The organism is Bradyrhizobium sp. G127 (assembly GCF_021502575.1).
Taxonomy (GTDB): Bacteria; Pseudomonadota; Alphaproteobacteria; order Rhizobiales; family Xanthobacteraceae; genus Afipia.
This window is the reverse complement of record NZ_JAKFGN010000001.1, coordinates 1,698,701-1,716,543: the sequence shown is the minus strand read 5'-3', so window position 1 is coordinate 1,716,543 and position 17,843 is coordinate 1,698,701. Positions and strand designations below refer to the sequence as shown.

Below are 17,843 nucleotides of genomic sequence, written 5' to 3'. Positions count from 1 at the left end.
AAAACAACAAGGGGATTCGATCATGACCCTGACCATCAACCTGATCGATCTTGCCGGCTTCATCGCGTTGCTGCTGTGGGGCACGCATATGGTGCAAACCGGAATTCAGCGCGCCTTTGGCTCGAAGCTTCGCACGATTCTGGGTAGCGCCTTGCGCAATCGTTTCCGGGCCTTCCTGGCAGGCGTGGGCGTTACCGCTGTGCTCCAGAGCAGCACCGCCACCGGACTGATGACCGCCGGCTTCGCGGCGGGCGGTCTGATGGGGCTGGTTCCCGCACTCGCCGTCATGCTCGGCGCCAATGTCGGCACGACCCTGATCGTGCAGATTCTTTCGTTCGACGTCACCCTCGTTGCGCCTGCCCTCGTGCTGATCGGTATGCTGATGTTCCGCAGGGATTCACGGACGCAGGCACACGATCTCGGTCGCGTCTTCATTGGCCTCGGACTGATGCTGCTGGCGTTGCGCCACCTGCTCGATTTGATGACGGGATATGAGAATTCTCCCACCCTGACCGCGCTGCTCGGTTTGATCTCCTCTTCCTGGGTACTGGACGTCGTCCTCGCCGCCGTGCTGACGTGGGCGGCGCATTCGAGCGTCGCCGTCGTCCTGCTGATCATGTCGCTGGCGACGAAGGGCGTCGTTCCTGCCGATGCAGCTTTTGCGCTGGTCCTCGGCGCCAATCTCGGCACCGCCATCAATCCCCTTATCGAAGGCCCTGCAGGTAACGACCCCGCCGCCAAGCGCCCTGCCCTCGGCAATCTGATCGGACGCCTTACCGGCGTCGCCGTGACGATCGGCCTTCTCGGGCCGATCAGCCGCTTCATCATGGAGATTGAGCCCAGTCCTGCACGCGCGGTCGCCGATTTCCACACACTGTTCAATCTTGCGGTCGCGCTGGTATCGCTGCCGCTACTAACGCCCTATGCGTCGCTGCTGCGCCGCCTGCTGCCGGATCGCGCCGATCCGGCCGATCCGGCGCGGCCTCTCTATCTCGATCCGGCGGCCAAGGAGACGCCGATCGTCGCGCTCGGCGCCGCCTCCCGCGAGGCACTCCGTCTGGCCGATGTGCTGGAAGACATGCTGCTGGGGGTCAATGCAGGACTCACAAAGGGGGACCGGCGATTGCTGGTGGAAACCCGGCGGCGCGAAGATGTGCTCGATAAACTGAACATCGCCATCAAGTCGTATCTCACATCGCTCGATCCTGACGAACTGAATGAGATCGATCAACGCCGCCTGAATGAAATCCTGACCTTCACGATGAACATCGAGCAGGCGGGCGATGTCATCGACCGGAATTTCCTCCCGCACGCATCGAAAAGGCTGAAGCGCGGTCTGGTGTTTTCCGACGACGATCAGAACGATATCAGCACGATGATCCGGCGCCTCGCCGCCAATCTCAAGACAGCGGCATCACTGTTCGTCACTGAAGATCCGCGAACCGCGCGCTTGCTGGTGGATGAAAAAGCCGTATTCAGGGATGCGGAATCAAAAGCAATCGCGTCGCATTTCGACAGGCTCCGCAACAGCGACCTTCAGACCGCGCAGGCCAGCTCGATCCACCTCGATCTCTTGCGCGATATGAAGCTGATTAACTCGCACATCGTGGCCGCTGCCGCGTATCCGGTGCTGGAACGCACCGGAGCGCTTTTGCCAAGCCGCATGGCGTAAACCAGCCGTCTGACGCCCCGAACGATCAAACGTTTTTGTTCACAAAAACCGGGACGCCAGCGCGGGTGATTCCGTCAATGCATGCGCGGTGTATTCCAGCCCGCTCTTCACCTGCGCGCGGTTTACCGGACCGCCGATACAGATCCTAACCGCCTCCGGGGCGGTGCCGCTTGCCACGAATGCGTCGCTGGCGACGACGCCGATCCCCGTGGAGCGCATATGCTCGACGAAGCCGGACCGGGTCCATGGGTTAGGCAACGGAACCCACATATTGAAGCTGAGCGGATCCGCACGATAGGAACCCTTCGGCATGATTTCGGCGACGAGTTTCTGCCGTGCCGTGGTCTCGGCACGAATGAAGCGCAGCATCGTGTCGGCAGTGCCATCCTCGATCCAGCGCGTCACAAGCGCTACCGTGAACGGCGACGCCATCACCGTTGCGGCCCGCAGCGCGGAGGTAAATGGCCACGCCGAACGGCTGTCCGGCACTACGACGTAGGCTGCACGCAACCCCGCACCGATGCACTTGGCGAGACCGGCCACATGCCAGGTCAGATCCGGCGCGATAGCGGCGAAAGGTGAATGACCGTGGCCGTGCTCATGAATGAAGCCGTAGGCATCGTCCTCGATGATCGGAATATGATAACGTCGGGCAATCGCGACAATTTCGCGTCGCCGTTGATCTGGTATGGTCAACGTGGTGGGATTCTGCAGCGTCGGATTGAGATAGATCGCCTTGGGCTTCAGCTTGGTGCAGGCGTCGCTTAGAGCCTGCGGCTCGATGCCGTCATCGTCCATCGGCAAACCGACAAGATCGACGCCGAGTTGCGCGGCGATCGACCGGATGCCGGGATAGGTGATCGCCTCGCTGAGAATTGTTTCACCCGGCTTGGCGAGGATCGACACGATGCCCACCAGCGCGGGATGCGCGCCCGGCGAGACGAACACGCGATCCTGTGCCGGGACCAGCGCGCGGCGGCCGAGCCAGCTCGACGCGGCGTCCTTGTCGGCCTGGGTGCCGCCGAAGCCCTGATAGCGCAGCAGCGAGACAATATCCCGCGCGACATAATCCACGCCCGCCTGCATCCGCGCAATCAGTTCGGGATCGTCCGGCTCCGGCGGCAGATTCATCGACAGGTCGACAGGCCGCGGCGGAAACGATTGCAGCGAGCGGCGCGGGCGCGGTTTGTCTCGCACGAAGGTGCCCTGCCCGACTTTCGATTCGATCAGTCCGCGCTTTTGCGCTTCGACATAACCGCGCGCGACAGTGGTGAAATCGATCTCGAGACGCTTTGCGAGCTTGCGCTGTGGCGGCAGACGATCACCGATCACCAGTCGGCCAGCGCCGATGTCATCCGCGATTGCATCGGCAATCGCCAGATAGCGCGGCTTGTCGCTGTTGGAGAGATCAGGACGCCAGTCGGCCATGACGGGAATCACCCTCATAATTGATCGCTAATTGAATGCATACTTGTTGCGCCAAAGTTTGCCAAGTGAATTTCATTGGTGCACAGCAATGGAGTTCCGAAGCGCCGCTTCTGCCGAACGAAAAGGCGCTTTGCCTAGCGTCGCTAGGCAATATTTTGCGAGAGGCGGGAGAGCCTATCAAGTTTCCATTCAATATTGAATGCATATTTGAATGCAAATTGAATGTTCTGATGATAAGATATGCAGAGTCCCGTTTGGCACATTGATTGCAAATCCTTGATCTGCGTCCGGAGCGCCGGATCAGAAACAAGGAGTGCATGATGCCCGCAGTGACAATGCCAGCCCGACAGAAGGGTGACTTTCTGGTCGATTACGAAGAGAAGGTTTTCGAAGACGTCAAAGCCAAGCCCGGCGAGAAGGCGCTCGTCACGTTCCACACCGTCGCCTTCGAAGGCTCGATCGGTCTGGTCAATATCCTCCAGGCGCTCCGCTTGCAGCGCAAAGGATTCGAAACCTCGATCCTGCTCTATGGCCCAGGCGTCACGCTCGGCGTGCAGCGCGGATTTCCGAAGATCGGCGACGAAGCGTTTCCTGGCGCGCAGAACTTCAACAACCAGCTCGTCAAGTTCATGGAAGAAGGCGGCAAGGTCTATGCCTGTCGCTTCGCGCTGCAGGCGCTCTATGGCCACGGCGAACCGTCGCTGATCCCCGGCATCAGGCCGATCAATCCGCTCGACGTGCTGGATCTGACGCTGCTCCACCGCAACGATAACGCCTTCATGCTCCACACCTGGACTCTCTGAGGCTTGCAAAGCGGACGAAGGAGAAAGGTCATGCCGGAGAAACGAATTGTCAGGGTTGCAGCAGTTCAGATCGCGCCCGACCTTGACACACCGACGGGAACGCTCGATCGCGTGCTTGCAGCGATCTCGGAAGCCGCGGGCAAAGGCGCGCAGCTTGCCGTGTTCCCCGAGACATTCATCCCCTGGTATCCCTATTTCTCGTTCGTCCGCCCGCCGGTGCTGAGCGGCGCCGAACACATCCATCTTTATGACAATGCGGTCGTCGTGCCCGGCCCCATCACAGACGCGATCGCTCATGCCGCCAGGCGCCACAACATCGTCATCGCCCTCGGCGTCAACGAACGCGACCACGGCTCGCTCTACAATACGCAAGTGATTTTCGACGCCGATGGTACGATCCTGCTGAAGCGCCGCAAGCTGACGCCAACATTCCACGAGCGGATGATCTGGGGTCAGGGCGATGGCGCCGGACTCAAAGTGGTTGACACCCAAGTCGGGCGCGTTGGCGCGCTGGCGTGCTGGGAACACTACAATCCCCTCGCGCGCTACGCGCTGATGGCGCAGCACGAAGAAATCCACATCGCACAGTTTCCCGGCTCATTGGTCGGCCCGATCTTCGCCGACCAGATCGAAGTGACCATCCGGCATCACGCACTGGAAAGCGGCTGCTTCGTCGTCAATGCCACCGGCTGGCTAACCGAAGAGCAAATAGCAAAGATTTCGCCGGACGAAAGCCTGCGCAAAGGCCTGCGCGGCGGCTGCATGACGGCGATCATCTCGCCCGAAGGAAGCCACGTCGTTCCGCCGCTGACCAACGGCGAAGGCATCCTGATCGCCGACCTCGACATGGCGCTGATCGTGAAGCGCAAGCGCATGATGGATTCCGTTGGGCACTACGCCCGCCCCGAACTGCTGTCGCTGCTGATCGATGACCGCCCGACCGCACCGATGCACAACAGCACACAGACTCATTTCACGTCCGCCTCCGGAGAATCAACCGATGAAACCTCTGATGTCGCACGACCAGCTGGCAGCGATGCCGACAGAGCAGTTGATCAACGAGTTGCAATCCTTCGGAGTTCGTCTCGTTGATCCGAAGGCGAGCCATGTAAGCCGCCGCGGCGGAGCGGGACCGTCCGACCATACACCGTTCACCATCGACGGCGCGACGGTGATGGTGCCGATCCACAATGCACCCGCGTTCGAAAGCCCCTATCTGGTCGAGAAGCCGGACGAACGTGGCAACAGCCGCATCAGCCGCGATGGCATTGTGCTCGGCAACGTGTCGTTTCCGCTGCGTCCACGCTTTTACGATCTCTCGACCGCGGACGGCATTCCCTACTCCAAGATCGCCACGCTGCACGGCCGCGATGTGCTCGCAACAACCGTTCTGCAGACCTGCATCCGCTACCAGAGCCGCACCAAGACCTGCCAGTTCTGCGCCATCGGTCAATCGCTTGCGGCCGGCCGCACGGTCGAGCGCAAAACGCCTTCTCAACTCGCGGAAGTCGCGAAGGCCGCTGTCGAACTCGACGGCGTCAGTCATATGGTGATGACCACCGGCACCCCGCCGGGTAACGATCGCGGCGCGGCGATCCTCGCCGAGAGTGCGCTCGCGGTGAAGGCCGCCGTGGATCTGCCGATTCAGGCGCAATGCGAGCCGCCCGACGACGACGCATGGTTTCAGCGCATGAAGGATGCCGGCGTGGATTCGCTCGGCATGCACCTTGAGGCGGTCACGCCTACGGTGCGACAGCGAATCATGCCCGGCAAGGCGCAGGTGTCGGTTGAACGTTATTTGTCAGCATTCAAGGCTGCGGTGCCGGTGTTCGGCCGCGGTCAGGTCTCGACCTATATTCTTGCGGGCCTCGGCGACAGCAGCGCGGAAATTCTCGATATCTGCCAGCGGCTGGTCGATATCGGCGTCTATCCCTTCGTGGTGCCGTTCGTGCCCATCTCCGGCACGCCGCTGGAGAGCCATCCGACACCGCTGCCCGCCTTCATGCACGGAATTTTGCAGCCACTGGCACAGATGCTCAACGATGGTGGATTGAAGTCTATTGATGTGAAAGCCGGCTGCGCCAAATGCGGCGCATGCTCCGCGCTTTCCACCTATGAGCGGAGGGCGAACGCATGATCTTCGAACCGTTCAAACCGTTTCTCGCCAGCGCCTATCAGATCAAGTTCGCGACGGAGGATTGGGAAAAGCGCGGCGCGGCCGCGCTTCGCCGGCAGGTATTCTGCACGGAGCAGAAAATTTTCGAGGACGGCGACCGCGACGACATCGACGACTATGCAATCCCGATTGTCGCAATCTCTCTGTTCGGTGTCGCAGCCTTCGAGGTCGTCGGCACGGTGCGTATTCATCCGGATCGCAGCAACGGCAGCGACATCTGGTGGGGATCGCGGCTTGCAGTCGCGCGTCCCTATCGCAAACTCGGCGCGGTGGGCGCGGGCCTGATCCGTCTCGCCGTCTCCTCGGCGCATGGCTACGGCTGCCGCGAATTCTTCGGCAACGTGCAAAGCCAGAACGCCGAACTGTTCCATCATATGCACTGGCGCACCGTCAGCGAGAACGAGACCTTCGGGCGGCCTCATCACTTGATGACGCCGGACCTCGCCTATTATCCGCCCTTCCCCACGCCGGAAGCGGGCTTCCTGTCACTGCCGAAGCTGGCCGCGTGATGATCGGCCAGGTCGCCATGTCCGTTCTTGCCGACCGCCTGCGCCGCAGCAGCGGCCTTGCGGCCAAGAGCGATATTGCAACCGTGGCCTCGGCGCTCGGCCTGTCTGGCGAAAGCGCAATCGCGGTGGGTGACGACTGCGCGGCCATTCCCGACGGCGACGGTTACACGCTGTTCGCCATCGAAGGCTTCATGAACGAATTCGTCGCCGGCGATCCGTGGTTCGCCGGCTGGTGTGGCATCATGGTCAATGTCTCCGACATCGCCGCGATGGGCGGGCGGCCCGTCGCCGTCGTCAACGCGATCTGGTCCGACGGCGAGGACAAGGCATCGCCGGTGCTGGATGGCCTCAGCAGCGCATCGCGCGCGTTCGGCGTGCCCGTGGTCGGCGGCCATACCAACATCCGCAGCGAGCGCGGACAGTTCGCGGTCGCCATTCTCGGCCGCGCCAAAAAACTCCTGACCAGTTTCGATGCCCTGCCCGGTGATCGGCTGATTGCAGCCATCGACCTGCGCGGGCGCTATCGCGAGCCGTTTTCCAACTGGGAAGCTGCAACGGATGCGCCTGCCGAGCGGCTGCGTGGCGACCTTGAACTCCTGCCCGCGATTGCTGAGGCGGGCCTCGCCAAAGCCGCCAAGGATATCAGCCAGGGCGGCATCGTCGGCACTGCCGCCATGCTGGCGGAGTGTTCCTGCGTGAGCCTCTCGATCGATCTCGCATCGATCCCGAAGCCCGATGGCGTCGATCTGGAGCGCTGGCTGCTCACATTTCCGAGCTTCGGCTATCTGCTGTCGGTGCGCGCTGACAAGGTCGAGGACATGCTGGCACGCTTTCGATTGCGCGGTATTGCGGCCGCCACAATCGGCGATGTGACAGCGGGGACGATGGTCTCCATTTCCGATGGCTCGCAGAGCGAGACGATCTGGGACTTCGCGCACAGCCCGTTGATCGGGTGCGGCACCGGCCTATCAGCCGAACGGCGGGCATGTGCATGACCAGTCCTGTGTCCAATCTTCGCATCGCGATTCTTACCCATTCCACGAACGCGCGAGGCGGCGTAATTCACGCGCTCGAACTCGCCGATGCGTTGACTCAGCTTGGGCATACAGCCGTCGTTCATGCGCCAGACCCAAGCGGCAAGGGTTTCTTCCGCAAGACTGAAACACCGGCTATTTCGGTTCCGGCATCTCCGACGGGTAGCAACGTCACATCGATGGTCGAGACGCGCGTCACCGACTATGTGAGCTACTTCGAAAGTCCGGCTCATCGCCGTTTCGATGTCTTTCACGCCCAGGATGGGATCTCCGGGAATGCGCTGACAACGTTGAAGCAGCGCGGGCTCATTCATGGCTTCGCCCGCACGGTGCATCACATGGACAGCTTCGACGACCCTCGCCTGCAAGCGTTGCAGCATCGTTCGATTGCCGCCGCGGATCAGCTATTCGTCGTGAGCCAGATGTGGGCGGATCGCGTTGCCGCCGAATTTTCCAAAGCCGCCACCGTGGTCGGCAACGGCGTCGATATATCACGGTTTTCGTCAAAGCCGTCAGCGCGCGACGCCGCGCTATGTGATCGTCTCGGAGTTCGCGGCAGCCCTGTCATGTTGTGCATTGGCGGCGTCGAAGAACGCAAGAACTCACTCCGGATATTCGAGGCTTTCAGGCAATTGCGCTCTATCCGGCCTTCGGCACAGCTCGTGATTGCCGGCGGCGCATCGGTGCTCGACCACAGGACATATCACCGCCAGTTCCAGGCTGCGCTGGACAATTCAGGTCTGCCCTCTGGCGCAGTGATCCACGCCGGCGTGCTGGCGGACGTGGATATGCCTTCGCTCTATCGGCTGGCGGATACGCTGGTGTTCGCCTCGGTCCGCGAAGGCTTCGGCCTTGTCGTGCTGGAAGCAATGGCCAGCGGCCTGCCGGTGATCGCGTCGCATATCCCGCCGTTTACTGAATATCTCACAGACGATGAGGTCGTCTGGTGCGATCCACACAGCATTGGATCGATCGCCAACGCGATGGCGACGGTACTCGCCGAGCCGCTCCGCTCGCTGTTATCAGCCAAGGGATACAGAGTTGCGCGCCGTCATGACTGGCCGCGGACAGCACGCGCTCATCTACCCGTCTACGTCCGGATGCAGGAGATGCACCATGCCTGAGATGCGCTTCCAGATCCGCTGGCCGGACGGCGCGGACGAGACCTGCTATTCGCCATCACTCGTCATCAAGGACTACTTTGTCCCAGGCGAAACCTATCCGCTTCCCGACTTTGTCGCGCGCAGCCGCACGGCGCTCATGATCGCGAGCGAACGTGTGCGTGAGAAATACGGCACACCCTGCTCACTCGCGCTTGGTCAGCTTGCGCGCATCGAGATTTCCGCACAGCGGTTCGGCACCAAATCGGGCGAACGCGTCACCGTCATCGCTTTTGTAGAATAACACCGGGTCACAAGGAACCAGCCATGTCGCTTTCCCCCAAACAGCATTACCCAGTCATCGTGATCGGTGGGGGGCAGGCCGGCCTTGCAATGAGCTATCATCTCAGCCGCAACAATATCGACCATGTCGTCATCGAGAAGAACACCATCGCGCACGCGTGGAAGACTCAACGCTGGGATGCGTTTTGTCTCGTGACCCCCAACTGGCAGTGCCAATTGCCAGGATTTTCCTATCCGGGCAACGATCCAAAGGGCTTCATGCTGCGCGATGACATCGTCGCGTATGTCGAAAACTACGCAAAGAAAATCGCAGCCCCCGTCCGCGAAGGCGTCGCCGTCACACGGCTGAAACGGGAGGACGATGGCCGCTTCCTGCTGACAACGACATCGGGGGAGCTGAGCGCGGATCAGATCGTGCTTGCCGTCGGCGGCTATCACATTCCGAACATTCCGCGCATGGCGGAACGGATCGATTCATCCATCACTCAAATTCACTCATCCTCGTACCGCAATCCCGACCAGCTTCCAGCCGGCGACATCCTGGTGGTCGGCAGCGGCCAGTCCGGTTGCCAGATCGCGGAGGACCTGCATCTTGCCGGCCATCAGGTTCACCTTGCGGTAGGCAGCGCGCCGCGCTGTCCACGTGTCTACCGTGGCCGCGATGCGGTGGAATGGCTCGATGACCTTGGCCAGTACGATCTGCCGGTCGATAAGCATTCGCTGAAAGAGAAGGTTCGCAAGAACGCCAATCATTATCTCACCGGGCGCGATGGCGGGCGTGACATCGACCTACGCAAATTCGCCCTAGAAGGAATGAGGCTTTACGGCCGCCTGAACAACATTGAGAAAGGCGTTCTTAAATTCGGCAATGATCTCGCCACAAACCTCGATAACGCCGACCGCGTCTACAACGGTATCTGCGGCCTGATCGATGATCATATCGCTAAAGCAGGTATCGAAGCGCCGGCAGGCGTTCACTACGATCCTGTGTGGCAGCCCTCGGCCACGCCCACCGCCCTCGACCTCGCCAACTCCAATATAAAGAGCATCATCTGGACCACCGGATTCCAGTCGGACTGGTCATGGGTCGAGCTTCCGATGTTCGACGGCGCAGGCTATCCGACGCACAAGCGCGGCATCACCTCGGCCGATGGCGCGTATGTCCTGGGCCTGCCGTGGCTTTATACGTGGGGATCCGGCCGGTTTATCGGCGTCGGCCGCGATGCAGAGTATCTCGCGACGGCCATCGTCCAGAGAAACGAAAAACGCGAGACGGTCGACCGTCCCACCCCCGTCACTTATGTAGAAAGTGCAGCCTAGACTATTTCCGAAAGCGTCAGCGCTCGGCGAATGCCTTTTCGACCACGAATTCTCCCGGCTCGCCGTGATTGCCTTCGACGAAACCCTTGTCGAGCAGCAGCGCGCGCGTGTCCTGCAACAGCGCCGGACTGCCGCAGATCATGACACGATCATGCGCGGCCTTGAGCGGCGCAAGAGCTATATCGCTGAACAGCTTGCCTGACGTCATCAGGTCGGTGATCCGGCCGCGATTGCGGAACGGATCGCGCGTCACCGTCGGATAGTAGATCAACTGGTTGCGGACCAGTCCGCCGATCAGATCGTCGTTCGGAAGCTTTTCAGTAATCATCTCACCATACGCTAATTCCCTGACGTGACGGCAGCCGTGCAGCAGCACGACCTTCTCGAATCGGTCGTAGGTTTCCGGATCCTTGATGACACTCAGGAACGGCGCGAGCCCTGTTCCCGTGCCGATCAGATAGAGATTCCGGCCGTTCCTGAGATTGTCAATGACCAGCGTGCCGGTCGCCTTGCGGCCGACGATGATCGCATCCCCTTCCTTCAGGTGCTGGAGGCGCGAGGTCAGCGGCCCGTTCGGCACCTTGATCGAGAAGAATTCCAGCCGGTCCTCGTAATTGGCGCTCGCCACGCTGTAGGCGCGCAGCAGCGGTTTCTCGCCGACCTTGAGGCCGATCATGGTGAACTCGCCGTTGCGGAAGCGAAACGACGGATCGCGGGTTGTGGTGAAGCTGAACAACGTATCGGTCCAGTGGTGGACGCTGAGAACACTTTCCTGATTGAAATTGCTCATTCCGCTCGATCCGGTTGAAGGGCCAACGAAGTGTCAAAAACAAAAATGCGAGGACGAGATTGTCTCGCCAATTCATTTGTGTACTAATGAATAATCCGGCTTGATCCTTCGGTCAAGGCGCGCTCAAGTTGGGAAGTGCCGATAGTTCAGGCAGCGACAAGAAGGAAGCATGCATGTCTCACGATGCGCCCCAACGCAGCACCGGCCCGACCAAGCTGGTGATCCGCAACATCGGCCTGATCCTGAGCGGGGCGCTGGAAAAGCCGATTCTGGATGCCGACACCATCGTCGCTGAGAACGGCAGGATCACCGCCATCGGACGCGCCAAGGACATCGATACCGAAGGTGCTACCACGATCATCGAGGCCAACGGAACGACCGTGACCCCCGGCCTGATCGACAGCCACGTTCACCCGGTCGCCGGCGACTGGACGCCGCGGCAGAACCAGATCGGCTGGATCGACAGTTTCCTGAACGGCGGTGTCACCACGATGATTTCGGCGGGCGAGGTTCACATGCCCGGCCGTCCGAAGGACGTGGTTGGCCTTAAGGCGATGGCGATCTTCGCCCAGCGCGCGTTCGACAACCTGCGTCCCGGTGGCGTCAAGGTTCACGCCGGTGCGCCGGTGATCGAACACGGCATGACCGAAGAAGACTTCAAGGAGATGGCAACAGCCGGTGTCCGATGGCTCGGCGAGGTCGGACTCGGAAGCGTCAAGGACGGTCCCACCGCGCGCAAGATGGTGGCGTGGGCACGCAAATACGGCATGAACAGCACCATTCACACCGGCGGGCCGTCGATCCCCGGATCCGGCCTGATCGATGCCGATGTGGTGCTCGAAGCGGACACCGATATTGTCGGCCACATCAACGGTGGCCACACCGCTCTGCCCGACGGACAAATCCGCTGCATCTGCGAAGGCTGCAAGCGCGGCCTCGAACTGGTGCATAACGGAAACGAGCGCGCCGCGCTTTATACGCTTCGCATCGCCCGGGAAATGGGCGAACTTAACCGCGTCATTCTCGGCACCGATGCCCCGGCGGGCTCCGGAGTGCAGCCGCTCGGCATCCTGCGTATGGTGTCGCTGCTGTCGTCACTCGGCGATGTTCCGGCAGAAGTTGCGTTCTGTTTCGCGACCGGTAACACCGCGCGGATGCGTGCGCTGGATTGCGGAATTATTGAAGTTGGTCGCGCTGCCGATTTTGTCATTATGGACAAGGCGCAACATTCCGCCGGCAAAAATCTTCTCGACAGCGTTCAGCTCGGCGACTTACCGGGCATTGGCATGGCCATTATCGACGGCATTGTCCGGACCCAGCGCAGCCGCAACACACCACCGGCGACCAAGGTGCCGGAGATCGTGGCTCACTGATCAGCGCAGCTTGCTCAGCAGGGCCATAAACGTCTCGCGCTCCTTCGCATCGAGCGGCGCGAGCGTTTCCTTCGAAATTGCGAGTGCATTGGGAGCAGCTTTTTCAGCCATCGTCTGCCCTGCACGCGTAAGGCTGACCAGAAGCCGGCGACCGTCCTGCGGATCGGAACTGGTTTCCGTCAGTCCTCGCGCCGTGAGCCGGTCTATCACGCCCTTGATGGTGGCAACATCCATCGCGGTCAAACGTCCGAGCTGGTTCTGCGAACACGGACCGGTCTCGGTGAGCTTCGCCAGCGCCGCCCATTGCGTCGGCGTCAGGTTGATGCCGATTTCCCTCGCAAAGATCGTTGCATGGCGCTGCCAGACCTGACGCAAAATAAATCCGATCTGGTCCTCCAGCACATAAGATTGCTTTGAGGGCTTTACGCCCCGCTTTGGCGGGGAATTTTTATTGGAAGCGACAGCCTTGTTATGGGTGGCGGCCTTGTTCAAAGCAGCTTTGGCCATTCTTGTTTCCCCGGCGCTCGTTCTTTGTCTCGCAGATATCGCATAAGCAGACGGCTCTTAAACGGCCAAATGAGCGTCCCGAATGTCCGGCCGCGCCTCAAGTTCGCTCATGGTGCCGCTGAAACAGATACGCCCGCGTTCGATAATGTAGGCCCGGTCCGAAATCAGATTCGCGAAATGAAGATTCTGCTCAGACACGATGATGCTGACGCCTTCCTTCTTCATGGTCAGGATTGCATCCACCATCTGCTCCACAATCTTTGGTGACAACCCTTCGGACGGCTCGTCGAGCAGCACCAGCGACGGGTTGCCCATCAGGGTCCGCGCGATGGTCAGCATCTGCTGCTCGCCGCCGCTCATCCGCCCGCCCATGCGGCCGCGCATCTCGGCAAGATTGGGAAACAAAGTGAACAGCTTTTCGCGAGTCCATTGCGGCGCGCCGGACCGCGGCGGCTGCCTGCCGACTTCGAGGTTCTCTTCAACGGTGAGATCTGTGAAGATACGGCGTTCTTCGGGTACATAGCCGAGTCCGTTGCGTACGATGGCGTGGGTCGGCTGGTTCGACACATCCTGTCCTTCGAAGATGATCTGGCCTTCGCGCTGTTCGACCAGACCGACAATGGAGCGGAATGTCGTTGATTTTCCCGCGCCGTTTCGGCCGAGAAGCGCAACCACTTCACCCTCGCCCACTTCAAGCGCGACATCGAACAGGATATGAGCCGGGCCGTAATAGCTGTTGAGCCCCTGAACCGAGAGCTTCATGCCGATGCTCCCTCGCGATGCCGTGCATCGTAAACCAGCCCTTCGCCCAGATAGATCGCGCGGACCTGCGGATTACGCCGGACTTCCTCGGGCGACCCTTCGGCGATTAGCGTACCGCGGTTGAGCACCAGAATGCGGTCGGCATGCTCGAACACCACATCCATATCGTGCTCCGTGAAAAGAACACCGATGGATTTTTCTCGTGCAATGCGCGCGGTGAGACGCATCAGTTCAACACGTTCACGCGGCGCCATCCCCGCCGTCGGTTCGTCCATCAAAAGCAGCCTGGGCTGATTGGCGAGCGCGATGGCAAGTTCAAGCCGCTTAAGGTCGCCGTAGGCCAGTTCACCACAAGGACGGTCGGCATAGCCGCTCATGCCAACAAGGTCGAGCAAGCGGTCCGCCTCCGCGCACGCATAGGCCGGCGTCGACCGCCACATGTTGAAAAGCTGGGAATTGTAGGACACCAGAGGGACCTGCACATTCTCGCGCACGGTCATGGTCGGGAATGTCGCTGTGATCTGAAACGTGCGCCCAACACCGAGCCGCCAGATGGCCCGCGGCTTCTGGCCGGTGGTTTCCCGGCCCAACAGATTGATATGGCCACTGTCGGGAATATTCTGGCCATTCAACATGTCGAAACACGTGCTCTTGCCCGCCCCGTTGGGACCGATCAGGGCAAGAATCTCGCCGGCCGCCAGCGAGAAGGACACGCCGCGCACGGCATGCACGCCGCCATAGGACTTGGTCAGCCCCTCGACTGATAGAAGCGTGGGTGCGCCGCTCATTCTGCGCCCTCTATTCGCGATGCCAGAATGGTGGGTTTGGAAGATGACCGTCGCTGCCAGCGAATGGTTTCCAGCATTCCAACGATTCCCTTTGGGAAAGCGACAACAATCAGCACAATGATCGCGCCAAGGACAAGCTTGGACCAGTCGGTCTGGCTGACCAGCCAGATGTTGAGCGCCTTGAAGACGATCGCGCCGATGACCGCGCCGGATACCGTCTCGACGCCGCCGAGCAGCACCATCACCAGTGCATCGACGGACAGCGAAATACCAAGACTATCGGGGAACACACTCCCCTTGAGATACGCGAACAAAGCACCGCCGATGCCAGCGACCGTGCCGGCGATCACAAAGGCCGTCCATTGAATCCGCTTGCCGTCGATACCGATGGCTTCGCTGCGCAAGCCGGAATCTCGCGTTGCGCGCAACGCATAACCGAACGGCGAGAAGACGATGACGCGAAGCGCCGCGACGGCTAGCGTCGCAATGCCAAGGGACAACCAGTAGAAGTGCGTTGGCCCCGCCGCCCAGGCATCGGGCCAAACGCCGAGAATTCCATTGTCACCCCCGGTCACCGCAACCCACTGGAACGCAATCGACCAGACGATCTGAGCGAAAGCAAGCGTCAGCATCGCAAAGTAAACGCCGGACAGCTGAACAGCGAAAAATCCGAACACTGCCGCGCCGAGCAGCCCAAGCAGAGGGCCCAGCAACAGGCACACAATCATTGGCAGGCCCCCGGCCTTGGCCAGAAATGCAACACCATAAGCACCGAGGCCGAAGTAAGCCGCATGGCCAAATGAGGCCAGTCCGCCAACCGACATCAAAAAATGCAAACTCGCCGCAAAAATCACGAAGATCGCAATTTCCGCGCCCACAGTCAGGGCATAGTTGCCACCGACCAGCGGCAACGCCGCTGCCACGATCAGCGCTGCCAGCGCTCCAAAGCGCTCGTTGGTGGTCAGCGGACGCCATGGGCGAACTGTCAGGCCCGGCGTCTTGCGCACCGCGGCTTCGGGCTTGCCGAACAGACCCCATGGCCGCACGATCAGAACAGCGGCCATCACCAGGAACACGAGGATGATGGAGATCTTCGGGAAGATCAGGATGCCGAACGCATTGAGTTCGGAGACCAGCACCGCTGCGACGAAAGCCCCCGTAATGCTTCCGAGGCCGCCGATCACGACGACGACAAAGACGTCGACGATGATGCGCAGATCCATCGCATGATGCACGGCGTCACGCGGGATTTGCAGTGCTCCCCCAAGTGCCGCGAGAAACACGCCGACAGCGAAGACGCTGGTGAACAGCCACTTCTGGTTGACGCCGAGCGCAGCAACCATATCGCGGTCCTGCGTCGCCGCGCGAACCAGAACACCCCACCGGGTGCGGCGGAACAGCAGCCACAACGCGCCGAGCACCGCCGGGCCAAGCACGATCAGAAAAAGATCGTAGGTTGGAATATTCTGGCCGAAGAAATCCACCGCCCCCCGGAAACCGGGCGCGCGGCGGCCCACCAGATCATCCGGCCCCCAGATCAGAACCACGAGGTCCTCGACCATCAATGTCAATCCAAAGGTCGCCAGCAACTGAAACAGTTCCGGCGACTTATAGATTCGCCGCAGCAGCACCATCTCCACCAGCACGCCAAGAACCGCAACGATGAACGCCGCGGCAACAACGCCGCCCCAGAAGCCGAGCGCGCCGGATAACCGCTCAGTCAGCGTGAAGGCGACATAGGCGCCCAGCATGTAGAACGCGCCATGGGCGAAATTAACGATGCGCGTCACGCCGAAGATAATCGACAGACCCGAGGCGACGAGAAACAGCGATGCCGCGCTCGCAAGACCCGTCAGGAACTGAACAAAGTAGAAGCTCATAAGCGATCCGGGGCTGTGAAATGCCGCGGGCGCATGATGCGCCCGCGGTCGTCAGTCTCAATCCTTCGGACGAAGCTTCTCAACTTCCGCATCGCTGGGCAGGAAGTCCGAGCCCTTGCGGTAAGCCGAATTGACCATCACGCCCTTGCCGTCCTTCAGCGCCGTCTTGCCGACAAACGCGCCAAGCGTCGACTGATGATCGATCTTGCGGAATGTGATCTCACCGAACGGTGAGGACATGGAAAGCCCTTCAGCCGCGGCGATCATCTTCTCGGGGTCGTCGGACTTGGCCTTGTTCAGGATCGCAGCAGCGGCCTTGATCGTCTGGTAGCCAACGATCGATCCCAATCGCGGATAGTCGTTATATTTGCCCTGATAAGCTTTCAGAAAAGCATCATGCTCGGGGGTCTTGATGCCGTACCAAGGATAGCCGGTGACGATCCATCCTTCGGGAGTTTCGTCCTTCAGCGGATCGAGATATTCCGGCTCGCCGGTGAGGAACGAGACCACCGAGCGATCCTTGAACAGGCCACGTGTATTGCCTTCGCGGACGAGCTTCACGAGATCGGCCCCGAACGTGACGTTGAGAATCGCCTCCGGATTGGCGCTGGCCGTCGCCTGCACCACCGGACCCGCGTCGATCTTGCCCTGCGGAGGCCACTGCTCGTCGACCCACTGAATGTCGGGTCGCTTCTCGGACAGAAGTTTCTTGAAAACCGCTACCGCCGACTGACCATATTCGTAGTTCGGCGCGATGGTCGCCCAGCGCTTGGCTGGCAGTTTCGCAGCTTCTTCCACCAGCATCGCAGCCTGCATGTAATTGGAAGGACGCAGGCGGAACGTGTAGCGGTTGCCCTTCGACCAGGTGATGGCGTCGGTCAGAGGTTCGGCAGCAAGAAAAAAGACTTTCTTCTGCTTGGCGAAATCGCTGACGGCCAGACCGATATTCGAGAGAAACGTGCCGGTCAGCATCACCACGCCTTCGCTCGACACCAGCTCATTGGCTGCGGTCTGCGCGTCGGCAGGTTTACCACCATCGTCCTTCGAGACAACAACGAGCTTTTTGCCGTTGACGCCGCCTGCGGCGTTGACTTCCTCGACCGCGAGTTGCCAGCCCTTTCGGTATGGTTCGGTGAACGCCGGCAGCAGTGAGTAGCTGTTAATCTCGCCAATCTTGACCTCGCCGCTCTGCGCCATGGCAGACGTCGCCATGCTGCCCAGCATCACAGCCAGACCTGCGCCCAAGAGACTTCCAGAGAGACCGTTCAAAAGACGTTCGCGTCGTAGCATCCCAGACCTCCAATGTTGGCGAGAGCCAACGCTCCGCCGTGACGTCCGTCCATCCCTTCCCTCATCAGGGGACAGCCCGGCTATTCCTCAGATACTTTACGAATGAAA

The 17,843-nt window shown here is 60.7% G+C and carries 17 protein-coding genes; 10 read left to right on the top strand and 7 right to left on the bottom strand.

Going from position 1 to position 17,843, the window contains the following annotated elements; translation table 11 throughout:
- The first annotated feature begins 22 nt into the window (after window positions 1–22).
- Window positions 23–1,672 carry a Na/Pi cotransporter family protein gene (locus LVY71_RS08215; protein WP_235099305.1) on the top strand — a complete coding sequence of 550 codons (1,650 nt, stop codon included), beginning with the start codon at window positions 23–25 and terminating at the stop codon, window positions 1,670–1,672.
- Window positions 1,673–1,711: 39 nt separating this feature from the next.
- Here the strand turns inward: LVY71_RS08215 and LVY71_RS08210 are convergent, their stop codons facing one another.
- The gene (locus tag LVY71_RS08210; protein WP_235099304.1) at window positions 1,712–3,100 is read right to left on the bottom strand and encodes an aminotransferase-like domain-containing protein; all 1,389 of its coding nucleotides are present in this window, start codon (window positions 3,098–3,100) and stop codon (window positions 1,712–1,714) included.
- Window positions 3,101–3,420: 320 nt separating this feature from the next.
- Here LVY71_RS08210 and LVY71_RS08205 point away from each other — a divergent pair, with 320 nt between their 5' ends.
- From LVY71_RS08205 to LVY71_RS08170, 8 genes are read left to right on the top strand one after another with little or no spacing between them, the layout of a single operon-like run.
- Complete coding sequence (locus LVY71_RS08205; protein WP_235099303.1) at window positions 3,421–3,903, top strand: MSMEG_0572/Sll0783 family nitrogen starvation response protein; 483 nt, start codon at window positions 3,421–3,423, stop codon at window positions 3,901–3,903.
- Between the two features lie 30 nt (window positions 3,904–3,933).
- On the top strand, window positions 3,934–4,995 hold the full coding sequence (locus tag LVY71_RS08200; RefSeq protein ID WP_235099302.1) for a Nit6803 family nitrilase: 1,062 nt from the start codon (window positions 3,934–3,936) through the stop codon (window positions 4,993–4,995).
- Entirely contained in the window at window positions 4,916–6,040 is a 1,125-nt protein-coding gene (locus tag LVY71_RS08195) for an MSMEG_0568 family radical SAM protein (RefSeq protein ID WP_235099301.1), read from the top strand. Before LVY71_RS08200 ends, LVY71_RS08195 begins: the two co-directional genes overlap by 80 nt.
- Complete coding sequence (locus tag LVY71_RS08190; RefSeq protein WP_235099300.1) at window positions 6,037–6,588, top strand: MSMEG_0567/Sll0786 family nitrogen starvation N-acetyltransferase; 552 nt, start codon at window positions 6,037–6,039, stop codon at window positions 6,586–6,588. Before LVY71_RS08195 ends, LVY71_RS08190 begins: the two co-directional genes overlap by 4 nt.
- Window positions 6,588–7,583: a sll0787 family AIR synthase-like protein gene (locus LVY71_RS08185; protein ID WP_235100056.1), complete on the top strand. Its 996-nt coding sequence runs from the start codon at window positions 6,588–6,590 to the stop codon at window positions 7,581–7,583. The genes LVY71_RS08190 and LVY71_RS08185 overlap by 1 nt, the downstream gene beginning before the upstream one ends.
- Window positions 7,580–8,746: an MSMEG_0565 family glycosyltransferase gene (locus LVY71_RS08180; RefSeq protein WP_235099299.1), complete on the top strand. Its 1,167-nt coding sequence runs from the start codon at window positions 7,580–7,582 to the stop codon at window positions 8,744–8,746. The genes LVY71_RS08185 and LVY71_RS08180 overlap by 4 nt, the downstream gene beginning before the upstream one ends.
- The gene (locus LVY71_RS08175; protein ID WP_235099298.1) at window positions 8,739–9,026 is read left to right on the top strand and encodes an MSMEG_0570 family nitrogen starvation response protein; all 288 of its coding nucleotides are present in this window, start codon (window positions 8,739–8,741) and stop codon (window positions 9,024–9,026) included. Before LVY71_RS08180 ends, LVY71_RS08175 begins: the two co-directional genes overlap by 8 nt.
- Window positions 9,027–9,049: 23 nt before the next feature.
- On the top strand, window positions 9,050–10,345 hold the full coding sequence (locus LVY71_RS08170) for an MSMEG_0569 family flavin-dependent oxidoreductase (RefSeq protein ID WP_235099297.1): 1,296 nt from the start codon (window positions 9,050–9,052) through the stop codon (window positions 10,343–10,345).
- Between the two features lie 16 nt (window positions 10,346–10,361).
- Here LVY71_RS08170 and LVY71_RS08165 read toward each other — a convergent pair whose 3' ends face one another.
- Window positions 10,362–11,135, bottom strand: a complete 774-nt coding sequence (locus LVY71_RS08165; protein ID WP_235099296.1) for a ferredoxin--NADP reductase — start codon at window positions 11,133–11,135, stop codon at window positions 10,362–10,364.
- Window positions 11,136–11,308: 173 nt separating this feature from the next.
- Here LVY71_RS08165 and LVY71_RS08160 point away from each other — a divergent pair, with 173 nt between their 5' ends.
- Window positions 11,309–12,508, top strand: coding sequence for an amidohydrolase family protein (locus tag LVY71_RS08160; RefSeq protein ID WP_235099295.1), 1,200 nt, complete (start codon window positions 11,309–11,311; stop codon window positions 12,506–12,508).
- Here LVY71_RS08160 and LVY71_RS08155 read toward each other — a convergent pair whose 3' ends face one another.
- The 5 genes from LVY71_RS08155 to LVY71_RS08135 are packed head-to-tail and all read right to left on the bottom strand — an operon-like array spanning window position 12,509 to window position 17,669.
- Window positions 12,509–13,015, bottom strand: a complete 507-nt coding sequence (locus LVY71_RS08155; RefSeq protein ID WP_235099294.1) for a MarR family winged helix-turn-helix transcriptional regulator — start codon at window positions 13,013–13,015, stop codon at window positions 12,509–12,511. It abuts the gene before it with no gap.
- 57 nt (window positions 13,016–13,072) lie between these two features.
- The gene (locus LVY71_RS08150) at window positions 13,073–13,777 is read right to left on the bottom strand and encodes an ABC transporter ATP-binding protein (RefSeq protein WP_235099293.1); all 705 of its coding nucleotides are present in this window, start codon (window positions 13,775–13,777) and stop codon (window positions 13,073–13,075) included.
- Window positions 13,774–14,565, bottom strand: a complete 792-nt coding sequence (locus LVY71_RS08145) for an ABC transporter ATP-binding protein (RefSeq protein WP_235099292.1) — start codon at window positions 14,563–14,565, stop codon at window positions 13,774–13,776. Before LVY71_RS08145 ends, LVY71_RS08150 begins: the two co-directional genes overlap by 4 nt.
- Window positions 14,562–16,445 (bottom strand): ABC transporter permease, encoded by a 1,884-nt coding sequence (locus LVY71_RS08140; protein WP_235099291.1) that lies wholly within the window; start codon window positions 16,443–16,445, stop codon window positions 14,562–14,564. The genes LVY71_RS08145 and LVY71_RS08140 overlap by 4 nt, the downstream gene beginning before the upstream one ends.
- A gap of 57 nt (window positions 16,446–16,502) precedes the next feature.
- The gene (locus tag LVY71_RS08135; protein WP_235100055.1) at window positions 16,503–17,669 is read right to left on the bottom strand and encodes an ABC transporter substrate-binding protein; all 1,167 of its coding nucleotides are present in this window, start codon (window positions 17,667–17,669) and stop codon (window positions 16,503–16,505) included.
- Between the last annotated feature and the right edge of the window lie 174 nt (window positions 17,670–17,843).

Coding starts and splice junctions, on each gene's coding strand:
- LVY71_RS08215 (WP_235099305.1), top strand. CDS start 23: ATGACCCTGACCATCAACCTGATCGATCTTGCCGGCTTCATCGCGTTG.
- LVY71_RS08165 (WP_235099296.1), bottom strand. CDS start 11,135: ATGAGCAATTTCAATCAGGAAAGTGTTCTCAGCGTCCACCACTGGACC.
- LVY71_RS08210 (WP_235099304.1), bottom strand. CDS start 3,100: ATGGCCGACTGGCGTCCTGATCTCTCCAACAGCGACAAGCCGCGCTAT.
- LVY71_RS08150 (WP_235099293.1), bottom strand. CDS start 13,777: ATGAAGCTCTCGGTTCAGGGGCTCAACAGCTATTACGGCCCGGCTCAT.
- LVY71_RS08205 (WP_235099303.1), top strand. CDS start 3,421: ATGCCCGCAGTGACAATGCCAGCCCGACAGAAGGGTGACTTTCTGGTC.
- LVY71_RS08140 (WP_235099291.1), bottom strand. CDS start 16,445: ATGAGCTTCTACTTTGTTCAGTTCCTGACGGGTCTTGCGAGCGCGGCA.
- LVY71_RS08155 (WP_235099294.1), bottom strand. CDS start 13,015: ATGGCCAAAGCTGCTTTGAACAAGGCCGCCACCCATAACAAGGCTGTC.
- LVY71_RS08170 (WP_235099297.1), top strand. CDS start 9,050: ATGTCGCTTTCCCCCAAACAGCATTACCCAGTCATCGTGATCGGTGGG.
- LVY71_RS08185 (WP_235100056.1), top strand. CDS start 6,588: ATGATCGGCCAGGTCGCCATGTCCGTTCTTGCCGACCGCCTGCGCCGC.
- LVY71_RS08190 (WP_235099300.1), top strand. CDS start 6,037: ATGATCTTCGAACCGTTCAAACCGTTTCTCGCCAGCGCCTATCAGATC.
- LVY71_RS08200 (WP_235099302.1), top strand. CDS start 3,934: ATGCCGGAGAAACGAATTGTCAGGGTTGCAGCAGTTCAGATCGCGCCC.
- LVY71_RS08180 (WP_235099299.1), top strand. CDS start 7,580: ATGACCAGTCCTGTGTCCAATCTTCGCATCGCGATTCTTACCCATTCC.
- LVY71_RS08135 (WP_235100055.1), bottom strand. CDS start 17,669: ATGCTGGGCAGCATGGCGACGTCTGCCATGGCGCAGAGCGGCGAGGTC.
- LVY71_RS08195 (WP_235099301.1), top strand. CDS start 4,916: ATGTCGCACGACCAGCTGGCAGCGATGCCGACAGAGCAGTTGATCAAC.
- LVY71_RS08175 (WP_235099298.1), top strand. CDS start 8,739: ATGCCTGAGATGCGCTTCCAGATCCGCTGGCCGGACGGCGCGGACGAG.
- LVY71_RS08160 (WP_235099295.1), top strand. CDS start 11,309: ATGTCTCACGATGCGCCCCAACGCAGCACCGGCCCGACCAAGCTGGTG.
- LVY71_RS08145 (WP_235099292.1), bottom strand. CDS start 14,565: ATGAGCGGCGCACCCACGCTTCTATCAGTCGAGGGGCTGACCAAGTCC.